Here is a 14,304-nt window from a genome sequence, read left to right as displayed (position 1 = left end):
ACTGATGCTGTGGACGGCTCTCCATCCACCTGCGGTAGTATCGCGGGATTGAGCTGGAAGGAGACTCGAGATGAGCGAAGTGGTTACGATTGGTCTGGATATCGCGAAGTCGGTGTTCCAGGTGCATGGCGTTGGAGCAGATGGCAAGGTGCTGATCCGCCGCCGACTGACGCGAGCGAGGATGCTGCCGTTCTTCGCGACGCTGCCGCGGTGTCTCGTCGGCATCGAGGCGTGCAACAACTCGCATTACTGGGCGCGAGAGTTGACCGCACTGGGTCACGATGTGAAGCTGATGCCGGCGCAATACGTGAAGCCCTACGTCAAGCGCGGGAAGAACGACGCTGCCGATGCGGAAGCGATCTGCGAGGCGGTGACCCGGCCGACGATGCGCTTCGTCGCGGTGAAGAGCCCAGAGCAGCAGAGCCTGATGATGCTTCACCGTGTGCGGTTGATGCTGAACCGCCAACGCACCCAGATCTCGAACGCGATCCGTGCACACATCTCGGAGTTTGGAGTGGTGGCACCGGTCGGCCGACTTGGGGTCGAACGGCTGCTCGAGGTGGTCGCCGATGCAGGCGACGATCGCGTGCCGGAGGATGCGCGTCTTTGTCTGCAGATGCTGGCAGCGCAGCTTGATGTCGTGAAGCAGCAGATTCTCGAGAATGACCGACGCGTACTGGCCAGTGCACGGCGGACCGAGCTCGGCCGCCGATTGATGGAGATCCCCGGCGTGGGGCCGCTTCTCGCAAGCGCATTCGTTGCATCGGTCGCCGACCCCACAGTGTTCAAGACCGGTCGCGATCTCGCTGCATGGATCGGGCTCGTGCCCAAGCAGAACTCGTCGGGCGGTAAGGAGCGGCTCGGCAGTATAACCCGGGCGGGCAACCGATACCTGCGGCAGATGCTCGTCGTCGGGGCGATGGCGGTCATCCGCCATGCCGAGCGGCATGGCACGAAGCGACCTTGGCTAGTTCAATTGCTTGCCCGCCGGCCTGCCAAGGTCGCGGCGGTGGCGCTTGCGAACAAAAACGCCCGCATGGTCTGGGCGCTGATGACCAGTGGCGAACGCTATCGCCAGCCGCAGCCGCAGCCGATGCCGGTATAGAAGCTTCGCGCGGTCACCGCGCTGACGAAGTTGGAAAGGGCAAAGAGGAGTTGATGCACGAAGCCGGTTGAAACCGCCGGATCGGGAAAACCCATTTTGGGCCGTGGCGCTTCGAGCGCGTGCTATAGGTCGGGACCCGGTTCGCGCGAAAGGCATCATGGCCAGCGGCGCATGACACAGCCGCATTCAAAGGCCGGACACATGGCCGCCTCGACCAGCAGAATGCAAAACTTCATAAAACCCTTGCCAACGGAGGGCCGTCCACACACGGCCCATTTCCGGCCAATCCGGCTGCTTTCAGCAGCTCATAACGCTGAGAGTGTAGGCATATCTAACCTGCTGATGAACGGTCCGCCGGGCGCGGGGAAAAGCCTGCTGGCATCCTGCCTGCCCGGCATCCTGCCACCGCTTTCACCGGCAGAGGCGCTGGAAGTCAGCATGGTGCAATCGGTGGCAGGTCTGCTGGAAGGAGGCCGCATCAGCCGTACCCGGCCATTTCGCGCGCCGCATCATTCGGCCAGCATGGCGGCGCTGACCGGCGGCGGCCTGCGCGTACGGCCGGGAGAAGTCAGCCTGGCCCACCTCGGCGTGCTGTTCCTGGATGAACTGCCCGAATTCCAGCGTGCCGTGCTCGATTCGCTGCGCCAGCCGCTGGAGACCGGAAAGGTCGATGTCGCCCGCGCCAATGCCCATGTCGCCTACCCGGCGCGCGTTCAACTGGTCGCGGCGATGAACCCGTGCCGCTGCGGCCACCTGGGCGACCCGGCACTGGCATGCAGCCGCGCACCAAGGTGCGCTGTCGATTACCAGAGCAAGGTCTCTGGCCCCATGCTCGACCGGATCGACCTCCACGTGGAAGTCGACCCGGTTAGCGCGGCGGACTTGGCACTGCCCCCGCCCGCCGAAGGCAGCGCCGAGGTCGCTGCGCGCGTGGCGCAAGCGCGTCGCCTGCAGGTTGCGCGCGGTGTGCGCTCCAATGCGGAACTGGATGGGGATGCGCTGGAGCGGCACGCCACTCCGGACGAGGCTGGCCGCACCCTGCTGATGCAGGCGGCGGAGAAGCTGCGCCTGTCCGCGCGCGGCTACACCCGCATGCTACGTGTCGCGCGCACGATCGCCGACCTTGCCGGGGCCAGCGAGGTCGGGCGCGTGCATGTTGCAGAGGCGCTGAGTTATCGCAGGCAGGCTCCGCGCGCCTGACACACTGGCACGACTGTTAATCTGGCAGTCAGCTTCGGGCCGCTCTATTTCCTCCATCGCAGATGGAGAGACGACGATGTTGCGTACCATCCTTGCATCCGGCGGAATTGCAGGCGCCATGTTCCCTAGCTTGCCAGCCGCCGCGCAGAACCTGCCGGAACCGGCCATCGAGGCCCAGCCGCTCGAGGCTGGCTTGTGGCAACAGCAGATCGCGAATGACATACCCGGCCACCTGCGGTTCCGTGGTCTGCCTCCGCTACGGTACGGCCTCCTCGTCACCAGTTCGGGAACGGTCAGGTCATGCATGGCCCTGCCGGTCACCGAGGAACAGGCCGACAGCGACGAAGCGCGGGGGCAAGACCTGTGCGAAAGCTTCATCGAACACGCGCGTTTTGCACCCGCCCGGGATGCCGCTGGCGCGCCCATCGACAGCGTCTACATCGCCGACTTTGGCACAAGCCGTCCACTCGTCGCAGCACACTATCAGGGCGAGCCGATAAAGTAGTGCAATGATCGTGGTGCAATGACAGGTGGGGCGCGTTAGAGAGCGCTCCGCATGATTGCCGTTCTCATTCTCGCCCTGGCGCTGGCCATGGATGCTTTCGCCGTCTCGCTGGTGCGCGGCGCTGCAGGGCCGCACTCGATCACGCGGGCGCTGGAGACAGGCGTCGCCTTTGGCATCGCGCAAGGTGTAATGCCGTTGATCGGCTGGGGTCTTGGCGCACTGTTCGTCGGCTGGTTGGCGGCGATCGACCACTGGATCGCGTTCGTCCTCCTCGCATTCCTGGGCTATCGCATGCTGCGCGAAGGGCTGGAGGGAGATGGCGATACCGAGCCCGGCGACGACGGTTCGCGAACAAGCTTCGTTGCCCTGCTCGTCGCGGCAATCGCCACGTCCATCGATGCTGCCGCCGCGGGTCTGACACTGGAGCTATTCAGCCTGCCCATCTGGCTGTCATGCGTGATCATAGGCGCGGTTACGCTGGCGCTGTGCACCCCCGCCTACTGGTTCGCGGCACGCATCGGCCCGGCACTTGGCAAAAGGGCAGAGGTGTTCGGCGGGCTCGTACTCATCGGCCTGGGCGTGAGGATCTTGGCGGAGCACACCGGCTGGATGTGACGGCATGCCTGGTACGAAACCTTAGCAGTGCCTGCTCATTGAACGGCCATGAACGAATTTTCCGGTCCCGATAGTATCACCTGGCTTCAGGTCGCCATCCGCATGGCCGCAGCCGCGCTGCTGCCTTTTCTGATCGGCCTGGAACGGTTTATCCGGGAAAAGCCGATCGATTTCAGGCCCTTCGTCATCATATCTGTCGGGGCCGCGGGACTGATCATGGCATCGACGGAACTGCTGCATGACACCGCCGATCCGCAGTCGCGCATCGATCCCACGCGGGTGATCGAGGGCGTTATCACGGGCATCGGTTTCCTTGGCGCAGGTGCAATGTTCCGGCAGGGCAATTTTGTGCAGGGCGCGGGTTCTGCGGCGGCGATCTGGACGGCGGGCGCCATCGGACTCGCCTGCGGCATGGGCGAAGTCTGGCTGGGAGCAATCATGGCAGCAATCGTGCTGGTGCTGCTGATCGCCAGCGGGCCCTTCACCGCCAAGTGGGACTCGACTGCCGTGAATGGCCGGCAGGAGGATGCTAACATCGGTGACTGACGCAGCGCGCAAGGCCCAACGTTATTGCTTTTGAGAAGCGGACCGGCGTTCCCACCATTCGGCATAGGGCGTGTTTTTCGCCAGGTATCGGTTGTAGTCAGGTGCCCCGTCGTCCCACCACACGGGGCCGCGTTCGCCCAGGCCTTCCTTGGCCGTCTGCACGCGGGCGCGCGCCTTGCATAGGGCCGCATCGTCACCCTTGGCATCCCGCACGGCGCGGCGGGCTTCCATCAGTTGATTAACCAGCGCCTGCCGTTTTTCCTCAGGAAGGTTTGGATTGGTGGCTCGCCACAATCTCCCGCGAACGACGATGTAGCGGCCATCGGGAGTGGTGGGCGGTCCCTCGCTCAGCGGCAATCCCCGGCTTCGCTGGGAAACCCGCTCCTGACGTGGGTGACGTCGTGCCGGTCCACCGGCTGGCCGATCTTGTCGGGTGTCTGCCAGCCAAGCTCGCTCCAGCTCAGTTCCCGGCCATCCTGGGCGCGAATCGTGATAGGCTGAACCGGCTGGCCATCACGGCAATCGACAAGCACCAGGTTCGGGGTGATATCCTCGACATAGCGCTCTCCCCACTGACGCAACGCCAGCATGGCGGGCAGCAGGCCGAGGCCCTTCTCGGTCAGGCGGTACTCGATCTTGCGCCGGTCTTCCTCGCACGGCGTCCTGGCCAGCACGCCGTTCTCCACCAGCTTGGTCAGCCTGCTGGACAGGATGTTCCGGGCAATGCCCAGTTCCTGCGAGAACTCCTCGAAATGGCAGAGGCCGTTGAAGGCCGCGCGCAGGATAAGGAACGACCAGCGTTCCCCCATGACTTCAAGGGCATGCGGAAGGCCGCAACCCATCTCAGCTAACGGTTCTCTGATACCCATTCCAAATCCTGTGTCCCGATCGTGTCCTACAGGCAAACGCCGGAAAGCCAAAAATATTTGCAAAAGGGTTGCAGCATGAAACTTACTTAGATAGGTAGTATTTCGAAACTGGTTGCCGATTGCAACTGACTATCGAAAGGATGTCCCGTGCCGAAGCGTTTGCCTGTGATCGCCCTGTCTGCCGCCGCTACGCTAGCTGCCGTCTTCGCGCCTGCCGCGCTAAGGGCGAGCCCCGCTAGTCCGTATTTCTCGGTAGAACTGGTGGAGCCCGCCGGAAAGAGCGAGGCGATCGCTGGCGGCGTGCTGTTTCGGTGCGAACGCAACATCTGCATCGCACCGCGCAGCCGCGACCGCACTTTAAGGGTTTGTAGCGAACTGCGGCGCGAGGTCGGAACGATAGTCAGTTTCAGCGCTGGCGGCGGGCTGCTCCCCGATGCGCAATTGGCGCGCTGCAACGGCTGAGAATGGATTTCCCGCCCCTCTCTCCATCGGGGCGGTTACTGTGGGGGCCTCGGCACGCAGGTGCCGGGGCCTTTTTTCTAATCCAGCAGACCTCGCGCGGCGAGATCCGCTTCCAGAGACGAGGCATCAGTGAACACGTGCCCATGCCAGCCGCGCGCCTTTGCCGCCGCAATGTTCTCTGCCTTGTCGTCGATGAAGAACAGTTGCCCCGGCGGCAGACCAAAGCGATCTTCGGCAACGGCGTAGATTGCGGGATCGGGTTTCGCCACCTTCTCGTGGCCGGAAACCACGATGTCGCGGAAGCCCTCCAGCGCGGGTTCGTTGGCGATGAACTCTGGCCAGAAATCCGCTCCGAAGTTCGACAGGCCGAACAGCGGCACCCCGCGCGCTTTCAGGCGGGTTATGATTGCGGGTACGCCGGGAACGTTCTCGGGGTAGGTTTCGGGAAAGCGCGTGGCGTAGGCGGTGATGAGATCGGCATGGTCCGGATAGCTGGCGATCCGCTCCGGCACCATCTCGGCCAGCGGGCGGCCCTCATCGTGCTGGTGGTGCCACTCCTCAGTCACCACATTGGCAAGGAACCAGTCGAGCTGCGCGGGATCGTCGATCAGCTTTGCGAACAGGTAGCGAAAGTTCCAGCGGACGATGACGCGGCCGATGTCGAACACCACCGCCGTGGGATTTTCGCGCACATCAGACACGCAAAAAGCCCCCGTGGTGGCGGGGGCTTTGCAAAAGACCGGTGCCGTGCGCCGACGGCACTGGTCGCCTCAGCCCTGGCGGGCCTTGAAGCGACGGTTGGTCTTGTTGATGACATAGGTGCGACCGCGACGGCGAATCACGCGGCAATCGCGATGGCGGTTCTTCAGCGACTTGAGGCTGTTGCGGATCTTCATTGGTCTGTTCCCGAAAAATAATCGGCACCGGAGATAGTCCCCGATGCCGTCAATTCAAGGCGCGCGGATAAGCCTGATGTTGCAGCAAGTCAACCGCTTCCCGCACCCCGGGTACTGCTGCGCCGCTACAGCATTGCCATGCTTGAAGGCACCTTTTGGCGGGCGTAAGCGTTGTACTATCATGAAAAAGCCCGCCCTGACCCTGATTGCCGCTTCCGCCCTGCTGGGCGGCTGCGCCACGCCCGCCTACGTCTCCCCTGTCGAAGTGACCCGCTTCGTGGGTGATGCGCCCACTTTCCTGGCCCAGGGTACGATACAGATCAGTCCCGCATCGGGCCTCGATTCGGGTTCTATCGAATACAGCCTCTACGAAAATGCCGTGCGGCGCGAACTGGAAAGCCTGGGTTACCGCGTCGTGGTGGTGAACGGCGCGCAGGTTGCACAGGTCGCTCTCGATCAATACGTGGTGGACGAAGGTCGTCGCCGTGGCCCCGTCGACGTCGGCGTTGGCGGATCGACCGGCACATACGGCTCCGGCGTGGGGCTTGGCATCGGCTTCAACCTTGGCGGTCAACCGGCAGAGCGCGTTTCTCGCGAACTGTCGGTATCGATCCGCGAGGCAGGCGGGGCCACCAACCTTTGGGAAGGCCGCGCTGCGATGGTAGCCACCACCAACAGCGACTATGCGGCAGATGCCGCTGCCGCACCGCGCATGGCTGAAGCGCTGTTCGCGGGCTTTCCCGGAAACTCGGGCGAAACAATCGAGGTAGAATGACCCAAACCAATATCGTTATCGACGCCGCTTTCGACAGCGGCAACATCGAAGTCGTGTCTATCGATGGAGCGAAGGCGCACCTGCGCATCCCCAACGACCGCAACAGCGAGTTTGCGCAGTGGTTTCACTTCCGCGTCTCCGGCGCGGCGGGCAGGGAACTGGAACTGACGATCGACCAGTTGGCCGATAGCGCCTATCCCGAAGGCTGGCCTGGCTATCACTCCTGTGTCTCTGAAGACCGCAGCTTCTGGGGCCGGGCCGAAAGCTCGTACAACAAGACCGCCGGCAGCGGCACGCTCACCATCCGGTATACGCCTGCATCCGATATGGCGTGGTTCGCCTATTTCGCGCCCTATTCGATCGAGCGGCACAACGACCTTGTGGCAGAAGCGGCAAGTATGCCCGGGGTCGACTATCGCCGCCTGGGCGAGACGCTGGACGGGCGCAGCGTCGATTGTCTGGAAATGGGCGAGGGCGAGACCCAGGTATGGTTTTACGCGCGCCAGCATCCCGGCGAATCAATGGCGGAATGGTGGATGGAAGGCGCGCTGGAAGTGCTGACCGACCCGGCCGACCCGGTTGGCCGCGTGCTGCGCAAGAAATGCCGGCTCCACGTAGTGCCCAACTGCAACCCGGACGGTTCATTTCGCGGCCACCTGCGCACCAATGCCAACGGGGTCAATCTCAACCGTGAATGGGCCGATCCCAGTGCGGAGCGTTCGCCCGAAGTGCTCGCAATTCGCAATGCGATGGACGAAAGCGGCGTGGACTTCGCCATGGACGTTCACGGAGACGAGGCGATAGCCGCGGTCTTCCTCGCCGGTTTCGAAGGCATTCCGTCATGGACAGACGAGCAGGGCGAACGCATGTATCGCTACCAGCGCATCCTCGCGCGGCGTACGCCCGATTTCCAGACCGCGAAAGGCTATCCCAAGTCCGCTGCTGGCAAGGCGAACCTGACGATAAGCACCAATCAGGTTGCAGAACGGTTCGGTGCCTGCGCGATGACGCTGGAAATGCCGTTCAAGGATAACGACGACTGGCCCGATCCGGACCAGGGGTGGAGCCCGGAACGTTGCAAGCTGCTGGCGCGCGAATGCTTGGCCGCGCTGGTCGAATGGCTGGACGACAACTGAGGCGCAAAGCGGCGACTGCCTGAGAAAAGCGGAACATTCCCGTGCACGAATGGTCGGTTTCATGACCATTCGTGCCACAGAGGGAAACCATGCGCCGCGTCCTTGCGATCGCTCTTGTCATCGTTGCCGTGGTCGCTTTCACGGCGACCCTGATATCACTTCTGCCCACCGATTTCTGGTTCGTCCGGATTGTCGACCTGGTGCGGGAGCCATTCGCCTATGCCGCGGTGTTGCTTGGCATTGTCGCGCTGGTGGTGAACGGCAAAGGTCGCTGGTTGGCCGTCACTCTGTTCAGTCTCAGCGCGCTTATCCATACCTGGCGGATCTGGCCCTATTCCAATTTCGCCGCAGAGGAGATCGATCGCATAAGTGCTGCCGATGCCGAGGTGGCCGAGTGCTTCACCGCGCTTTCGGTCAACGTCAAGGTGAAGAACACCGGCTACGCGCAGGTGGCAGCGCAGATCGAGGAGGTGTCTCCCGACTTGCTGTTGCTGATGGAAACGGACGAAAACTGGGTCAATGAACTGCAGGGGGTGCTGGCGGACTTTCCCTATACGTTAGCCGATCCGCAGCCCCATGCATTCGGCATGGTCTTTGCCAGTCGCCTGCCGGTGGCCGATGCCCGCCTGGCCGAAAATACCCATCGCGACACGCCCACGCTGTACGCCACGATAGACCTTCCAAACGGGCAGGATTTCGAATTCATCGGCCTGCACCCCAAGCCCCCGCTTCCCGGCTGGAATACGCAGGAACGCGATCGCAATATCGTTCGCGCCGGAACCGAAACGCCGGGCGACAACAGCGATGCTCTGGTGATGGGGGATTTCAACGATGTGCCGTGGTCGCGCACCACCAGCCGATTTCGCGAGGCAGGCGATTGGCGCGATCCCCGCATCGGAAGGGGCACCTTCCCCACCTTCCCCGCCAGCCTGACCCTGCTGGGCTGGCCGCTCGACCAGATAATGCTGCGCGGAGACCTGGATTTGCGCGACTTTACCGTCATGCCGAACAACGGGTCCGATCACCGCGCCGTCCGCGCGACATTGTGTCAGGGCGCGATGGCGAACCCTTAAATCGGGACAACGCGATTCAGGGCTGTACCACGACCCAGCGCAGCGCGGTGTCTCCCGATTCGCGGCGCAGGTAGCTGGTGGCGCTCCACAGCGTCCACGGCCGTCCGGCGTAGTCCGGTTCGACGAAATCACGGTTGAGCCACAGGTTGCGCTCGATCCTCACGGCAATTCCGTGCTCCGCTTCGAATTCCAGGCTGATCTTCAGCACCACGGGCTGGCCGACGTGCCCTTCGACCTGGTTGATGAAGGTCGTCAGCTCGCTTTCCAGCCCCGCCTCGACGATCGGATCGCTGCACTCGCTGGCCAGCTTCGACAGGCTGATGGCAGGCGGCAGCATCCCGGGATCGCGCGGCACGATGGTGAGGAAATTTGCAGCCTGCCGCTCGGCGGGAACGCAGGGATCGTAGGCATGCACCACGCCGTGCGGCAGTTGCGCATCGCGCGCAGCGGCAAGGTTGCGCGGAAACAGCTCGTCACGTCCGCGCGCGCCGTGGCTCGCCTCCAGGTAGACGAAGTCCGCCCCGACGGCGCGCAGGGCATTGAAATCCACCGCGCCGTCCTGCGCACCCACAAGGGCGCCTTGCGTCGGATATTCGGCCCGCGAGGGCTGCCAGTCCGACGCGCGGAACCACAGCACCGCCGCCAGCCCGATCAGGGCCACCAGCAGCAGCACTTCCACCCAGAAGCGCAGGACAGATTTCTTCTTCTTGCCGATGGTGCGACCCAGTAATCAGATTTGCCGTGTGGTGTAAGCCCGTTCAGGCCTTGATATGCAGCACGCAGATGAGCGTGAACAGGCGGCGCGCGGTTTCGAAATCGGTTTCAACCTTGCCCTCCAGAGCGTCCAGCAGGTGCCGCGTTCCGCGATCGTGAATGCCGCGCCGGGCCATGTCGATCGTCTCGATTTCCTGCGCGGACGCGCGGCGCAGCGCCTTGTAGTAGCTGTCACAGATGGCGAAATAATCGCGGATCGCGCGGCGCATGCGCGCCATGCCCAGGCCAATCGTGCCAGCGGCGGTCCCGGCGGTATCGGTGAGGTGCCAGGCCAGCATCCCCTCCACCACTTCAAGGTGGACTTTCCAGGGGCCCTCGTGCCCTTGGTCGGTCGCGCGGATGGGGCGGAAGAAGTTGTCCTCCACCAGGTCGCGCAGGGCTACTTCACGCTCCTTCTCGATATCCTCGCTGCGCGCGATCACGGTCGCCTCGTCGAGCGTTATGGTATCGATACGGTTGGCGTTATCCTGGTCCATGTGCGGTGCTCTCCTGCCTCAGCGAGGCCGCGCGTTCAATCGCCAATCACCCGCCGGCGAAATTTCTCCCCGCTATCCACAGCGGGGGCGGAAAACTTTCGCAGTGTCAATCTTGCGGCAAACATTTCTGCGGCGCATCAGGCTGCCCATGCCCGATGAAGACCTGTTGATCCGCACCACCACCGGTGATTCCCAATCCGCCCCGCAAGGCCGCACCCTGCCCGCCAACCTGGAGGCGGAAGCCGCTTTCCTGGGCGCGGTGCTGATCGACAACCGGGTGCTGGAAGAACTGCCTGTAGAGCTGCGCCCCGGTCATTTCTTCGCGCCCATCCACGGCCGCATCTTCGAACGGATCGTGACGCTGGTAGACCGTCAGATGGTGGTGACCCCGGTCACGCTGAAGCCCTATTTCGACGGCGATGAAGCGCTGTCGGAACTGGGTGGCACCGCTTACCTGGCGCAGCTGACTGCCGACGGTCAGGGCCTGCTGGCACCGCGCGAACTGGCGCAGCAGATCTACGACCTTGCCTTGCTGCGTGAACTGGTAAGCGTGGGGCGCGAACTGGTGGAAGGCGCGCTCGACACGTCCGAGGAAGTCGAACCCCAGCGCCAGATCGAGCACGCGGAAAAGCGGCTGTTCGAAGTGGCCGACGGCGCCACCAGCGAGAAGGCGGGGACCAGTTTCCGTAGCGCCTCGATGGAGGCGATCAAGTTGGTCGAGGCGGCGATGAATTCCGGCGGCAAGCTGTCAGGCAAGACCACCGGTCTCGCCACCATCGACAACAAGACTGCCGGCCTGCACAATTCCGACCTTGTGATTCTTGCCGGGCGTCCGGGCATGGGCAAGTCGTCGCTGGCCATGAACATCGCCTTCAACTGCGCGGAAGAGCACCTGCGCTTCCTGCGCGACGGCGGCCCGCACAACTACGGCGCGCCCGCTGCTTTCTTCAGCCTGGAAATGAGCGCCGACCAGCTCGCCACGCGTATCCTTGCCGAGCAGGCGGAGATTTCCTCCGAGGCGCTGCGTTCGGGTAACCTGAAGCGCGACGAGTTCCAGAAGCTCTCCTACGCCGCGCAGAAGCTGGCCGAACTGCCGCTTTATATCGATGATACGCCCGCACTTTCGATTTCCGCCCTGCGGACCCGCGCCCGGCGGCTGAAGCGGCGGCACGACATCGGCCTCATCGTGGTCGACTACCTACAGCTGCTGCAAGGTTCCGGCCGTGCCAGCGACAACCGCGTGAACGAAATTTCCGAGATCAGCCGCGGTCTGAAGACGCTGGCCAAGGAACTGCAGGTCCCGGTGATCGCGCTTTCCCAGCTGAGCCGTGCGGTGGAACAGCGCGAGGACAAGCGGCCGATGCTGTCCGACCTGCGCGAGTCCGGCTCCATCGAGCAGGACGCCGACATGGTCTGGTTCATCTTCCGTGCCGACTATTATCACGAGGCGCTGCGCCCCGAGATGCCCAGCGAAACCAGTTCCGAAGGCGACAAGGAGAAGTACCGGGTGTGGGAGGACCGCTACCTGGAACTGCGAAACAAGGCGACGCTGATCGTCGCCAAGCAGCGCCATGGCTCCACCGGCAACGTGCCGCTGCTGTTCCAGAGCGAATTCACCAAGTTCACATCGCCCAACATGAAGGACTATTCGGACTTCGGTTACGAATAATCCGGTGCATTGACCTGTCGCGGGCGACGGTTCACATCGCTTGCGCAACAAGTTTCAAGGGGAACCTCATGCTAAAGACCCTGCTCTGCGCCGCGAGCGCACTCGCTTTCGGCGCCACCCCGGCCTTCTCCCAGACCACGCCCGCCGGGCAGCAGCCGGTCGTCATGTCGGAAGCAGCGCAGGGGTCCGCACGCACCGGTCCGAACCGGATTTTCAGCGGCGAGGACCTGTTCGACCTCGCCATTGCGTCCGATCCGCAGATCAGCCCCGACGGCAGCCGCATCGCATACGTGCGGCGGCAGAACGACATCATGCAGGACCGCGCGGTCAATTCGATCTGGATGATCGACGTGTCCAGCGGAGACCAGGTGCCCTTCGCGGGCCAGGACGGCGATGCCTTTTCTCCGCGCTGGTCACCCGATGGCTCGCGCGTTGCCTATGTCTCTACTGCCGGTGGCGGCGCGCAGCTGTGGGTGAAATGGCTGGCCAATGGGGAAGCCGTGCGGCTTACCGGCTTGCCGAACAGCCCCGGCCGCATTGCCTGGTCACCCGATGGACGAACCATCGCCTATACCATGATGGTGGACGACTCTGCGCCCACGCTGGGTTCCGCGCCCGCAAACCGGCCCGAAGGTGCCGAATGGGCCGATGGCCTGCAGATCACCGATCTTGTCAATTTTCGTGCCGACGGCGCGGGCGAACTGACGCCGGGCTACGAGAAGATCTTCACCATCCCCGCCACCGGCGGCGCACCGCGGCAGATGACTTTCGGGCAGTATCACGATGGCGGACCGCTAAGCTGGTCGCCCGACGGTGCCACGATCTACTTCAGCGCCAACCGCAACGCCGATTGGCAGACCGACCCTGTGGAAGGCGACGTGTGGGCGCTGAACACCGCCACGCTAGGCCTTGCCAGGCTGACCGAGCGCGACGGGCCGGATTCGGGCGCGCAGGTCTCGCCGGACGGTCGCCTGATTGCCTATGTCGGGTTCGATGACGTCGGCCGCGCTTACGAGAACAGCGAACTCTACGTGATGAACGCCGACGGCAGCAATTCGCGGCTGCTGACCGCCGACTGGGACCACAGCGTCGGCGGCTACGAGTGGGATGCCGATTCGCGCGCCATTTACGTACAGTATGACGAGCGCGGGGAAACGAAGGTCGCGCGTATCGCCCTCGACGGAAGCGCCCGCGTCGTGGCCGAGGGGCTGTCGGGTGGTGGCCTCGACCGGCCCTACACCGGCGGCAGCTTTTCCGTTTCGGAAAACGACACCATCGCTTTCACCGGCGGCACTGCGACACGCCCCGCCGACGTGCAGGTTACGCGCCCGAGCGGCGAAGCGCGCTACCTTACCAGTCTCAATGCCGGACTTCTGGCCACGAAATCGCTGGGAGAAGTGCGCGAGATCACCGTGGCGTCGAGTTTCGACGGACAGGAAATCCAGGGCTGGCTGACGCTTCCGCCCGGTTACATCGAAGGAACGCGGGTGCCGCTGATCCTGGAAATCCACGGCGGACCGTTCGCCGCCTACGGCCCGCATTTCGCCACCGACAACCAGCTTTACGCCGCGGCAGGTTACGCGGTGCTTTCGGCCAATCCGCGCGGCTCCACCAGCTACGGCGAAGCTTTCGCGCAAGGGATCGACAAGAATTACCCCGGCAACGACTACGACGATCTGATCAGCATCGTCGACCGCGCCATCGCAATGGGCATCGCCGATCCCGACCGCCTGTTTGTAACCGGCGGATCGGGTGGCGGCGTGCTAACATCGTGGATCGTCGGACAGACCGACCGCTTCCAAGCGGCAGCGACGCAGAAACCGGTCATCAACTGGACGACGCAGGCGCTGACCGCCGATGGTACCGGCTATTTCGGTCGCTACTGGCTGGGCGCGCGTCCGTGGGAAAATCCGCAGACGTTCTGGGACCACTCGCCGCTGTCGCTGATCGGCAATGTGGAGACGCCCACGCTGGTGGTGGTCGGTGCGGAGGATTACCGCACGCCGGTGAGCGAGGCGGTGCAATACTACTCGGCGCTGCAACTGGCCGGTGTGCCCACGGCACTGGTTCGCGTTCCGGGCGCCAGCCACGGCGGCATTGCCGCCCGGCCTTCGCAAAGCGCGGCCAAGGCATCGGCCATTCTCGCCTGGTTCGAACGGTATGTCGAAGGGTGGGACCGGGACGCCGCGCAATAGGCAGCGCC

At 63.8% G+C, this 14,304-nt stretch carries 16 protein-coding genes and 1 pseudogene; 11 read left to right on the top strand and 6 right to left on the bottom strand.

The window, feature by feature from the left end:
* Positions 1-70: 70 nt before the first annotated feature.
* The 5 genes and pseudogenes from D2V07_RS17845 (at position 71) to D2V07_RS17825 (ending at position 3,971) form a co-directional block, all read left to right on the top strand.
* Complete coding sequence (locus tag D2V07_RS17845) at positions 71-1,105, top strand: IS110 family RNA-guided transposase (RefSeq protein ID WP_119587162.1); 1,035 nt, start codon at positions 71-73, stop codon at positions 1,103-1,105.
* Between the two features lie 324 nt (positions 1,106-1,429).
* Positions 1,430-2,305 (top strand): annotated as a pseudogene (locus D2V07_RS17840) (YifB family Mg chelatase-like AAA ATPase); the annotation flags it as partial.
* A gap of 76 nt (positions 2,306-2,381) precedes the next feature.
* Complete coding sequence (locus tag D2V07_RS17835) at positions 2,382-2,810, top strand: hypothetical protein (protein ID WP_119588250.1); 429 nt, start codon at positions 2,382-2,384, stop codon at positions 2,808-2,810.
* A 51-nt stretch (positions 2,811-2,861) separates the two neighbouring features.
* Positions 2,862-3,425, top strand: a complete 564-nt coding sequence (locus tag D2V07_RS17830; RefSeq protein WP_119588249.1) for a manganese efflux pump MntP — start codon at positions 2,862-2,864, stop codon at positions 3,423-3,425.
* A 48-nt stretch (positions 3,426-3,473) separates the two neighbouring features.
* Positions 3,474-3,971, top strand: a complete 498-nt coding sequence (locus D2V07_RS17825; RefSeq protein ID WP_119588248.1) for an MgtC/SapB family protein — start codon at positions 3,474-3,476, stop codon at positions 3,969-3,971.
* A gap of 21 nt (positions 3,972-3,992) precedes the next feature.
* Here D2V07_RS17825 and D2V07_RS19095 read toward each other — a convergent pair whose 3' ends face one another.
* Positions 3,993-4,202 (bottom strand): hypothetical protein, encoded by a 210-nt coding sequence (locus D2V07_RS19095; RefSeq protein ID WP_325049051.1) that lies wholly within the window; start codon positions 4,200-4,202, stop codon positions 3,993-3,995.
* Positions 4,203-4,318: 116 nt separating this feature from the next.
* On the bottom strand, positions 4,319-4,840 hold the full coding sequence (locus tag D2V07_RS17815) for a winged helix-turn-helix transcriptional regulator (protein WP_119588247.1): 522 nt from the start codon (positions 4,838-4,840) through the stop codon (positions 4,319-4,321).
* A 147-nt stretch (positions 4,841-4,987) separates the two neighbouring features.
* On the opposite strand from D2V07_RS17815, the gene D2V07_RS18470 reads away from it, so the two are divergent.
* Positions 4,988-5,302: a CC_3452 family protein gene (locus D2V07_RS18470; protein WP_147367067.1), complete on the top strand. Its 315-nt coding sequence runs from the start codon at positions 4,988-4,990 to the stop codon at positions 5,300-5,302.
* Positions 5,303-5,379: 77 nt separating this feature from the next.
* On the opposite strand, the gene D2V07_RS17805 is transcribed toward D2V07_RS18470, so the two are convergent.
* Both D2V07_RS17805 and ykgO read right to left on the bottom strand, forming a co-directional pair.
* Positions 5,380-6,003, bottom strand: a complete 624-nt coding sequence (locus D2V07_RS17805; protein ID WP_233548510.1) for an HAD family hydrolase — start codon at positions 6,001-6,003, stop codon at positions 5,380-5,382.
* Between the two features lie 69 nt (positions 6,004-6,072).
* Positions 6,073-6,198, bottom strand: a complete 126-nt coding sequence (gene ykgO / locus D2V07_RS17800; RefSeq protein ID WP_007165381.1) for a type B 50S ribosomal protein L36 — start codon at positions 6,196-6,198, stop codon at positions 6,073-6,075.
* Between the two features lie 181 nt (positions 6,199-6,379).
* On the opposite strand from ykgO, the gene D2V07_RS17795 reads away from it, so the two are divergent.
* The 3 genes from D2V07_RS17795 to D2V07_RS17785 all read left to right on the top strand — a co-directional run bounded on the left by D2V07_RS17795 (position 6,380) and on the right by D2V07_RS17785 (position 9,182).
* Entirely contained in the window at positions 6,380-6,973 is a 594-nt protein-coding gene (locus tag D2V07_RS17795) for a DUF4136 domain-containing protein (protein ID WP_119588245.1), read from the top strand.
* Entirely contained in the window at positions 6,970-8,109 is a 1,140-nt protein-coding gene (locus tag D2V07_RS17790) for a M14 family metallopeptidase (RefSeq protein WP_119588244.1), read from the top strand. The genes D2V07_RS17795 and D2V07_RS17790 overlap by 4 nt, the downstream gene beginning before the upstream one ends.
* A gap of 89 nt (positions 8,110-8,198) precedes the next feature.
* Positions 8,199-9,182, top strand: a complete 984-nt coding sequence (locus tag D2V07_RS17785; RefSeq protein WP_119588243.1) for an endonuclease/exonuclease/phosphatase family protein — start codon at positions 8,199-8,201, stop codon at positions 9,180-9,182.
* A gap of 16 nt (positions 9,183-9,198) precedes the next feature.
* On the opposite strand, the gene D2V07_RS17780 is transcribed toward D2V07_RS17785, so the two are convergent.
* Together D2V07_RS17780 and D2V07_RS17775 are read right to left on the bottom strand one after the other, a co-directional pair.
* Positions 9,199-9,861: a glycoside hydrolase family 25 protein gene (locus tag D2V07_RS17780; protein WP_233548509.1), complete on the bottom strand. Its 663-nt coding sequence runs from the start codon at positions 9,859-9,861 to the stop codon at positions 9,199-9,201.
* 79 nt (positions 9,862-9,940) lie between these two features.
* Entirely contained in the window at positions 9,941-10,432 is a 492-nt protein-coding gene (locus D2V07_RS17775; RefSeq protein WP_119588241.1) for a UPF0262 family protein, read from the bottom strand.
* 148 nt (positions 10,433-10,580) lie between these two features.
* On the opposite strand from D2V07_RS17775, the gene D2V07_RS17770 reads away from it, so the two are divergent.
* Positions 10,581-12,101, top strand: coding sequence for a replicative DNA helicase (locus D2V07_RS17770; protein WP_119588240.1), 1,521 nt, complete (start codon positions 10,581-10,583; stop codon positions 12,099-12,101).
* A 68-nt stretch (positions 12,102-12,169) separates the two neighbouring features.
* Positions 12,170-14,296, top strand: a complete 2,127-nt coding sequence (locus D2V07_RS17765) for a S9 family peptidase (protein ID WP_119588239.1) — start codon at positions 12,170-12,172, stop codon at positions 14,294-14,296.
* Positions 14,297-14,304 lie beyond the last annotated feature (8 nt).

Origin of the sequence: Aurantiacibacter zhengii, from assembly GCF_003584125.1 — a bacterium.
GTDB classification, from domain to species: Bacteria; Pseudomonadota; Alphaproteobacteria; order Sphingomonadales; family Sphingomonadaceae; genus Alteraurantiacibacter; species Alteraurantiacibacter zhengii.
This window is presented reverse-complemented; position numbering and strand designations above follow the sequence as displayed.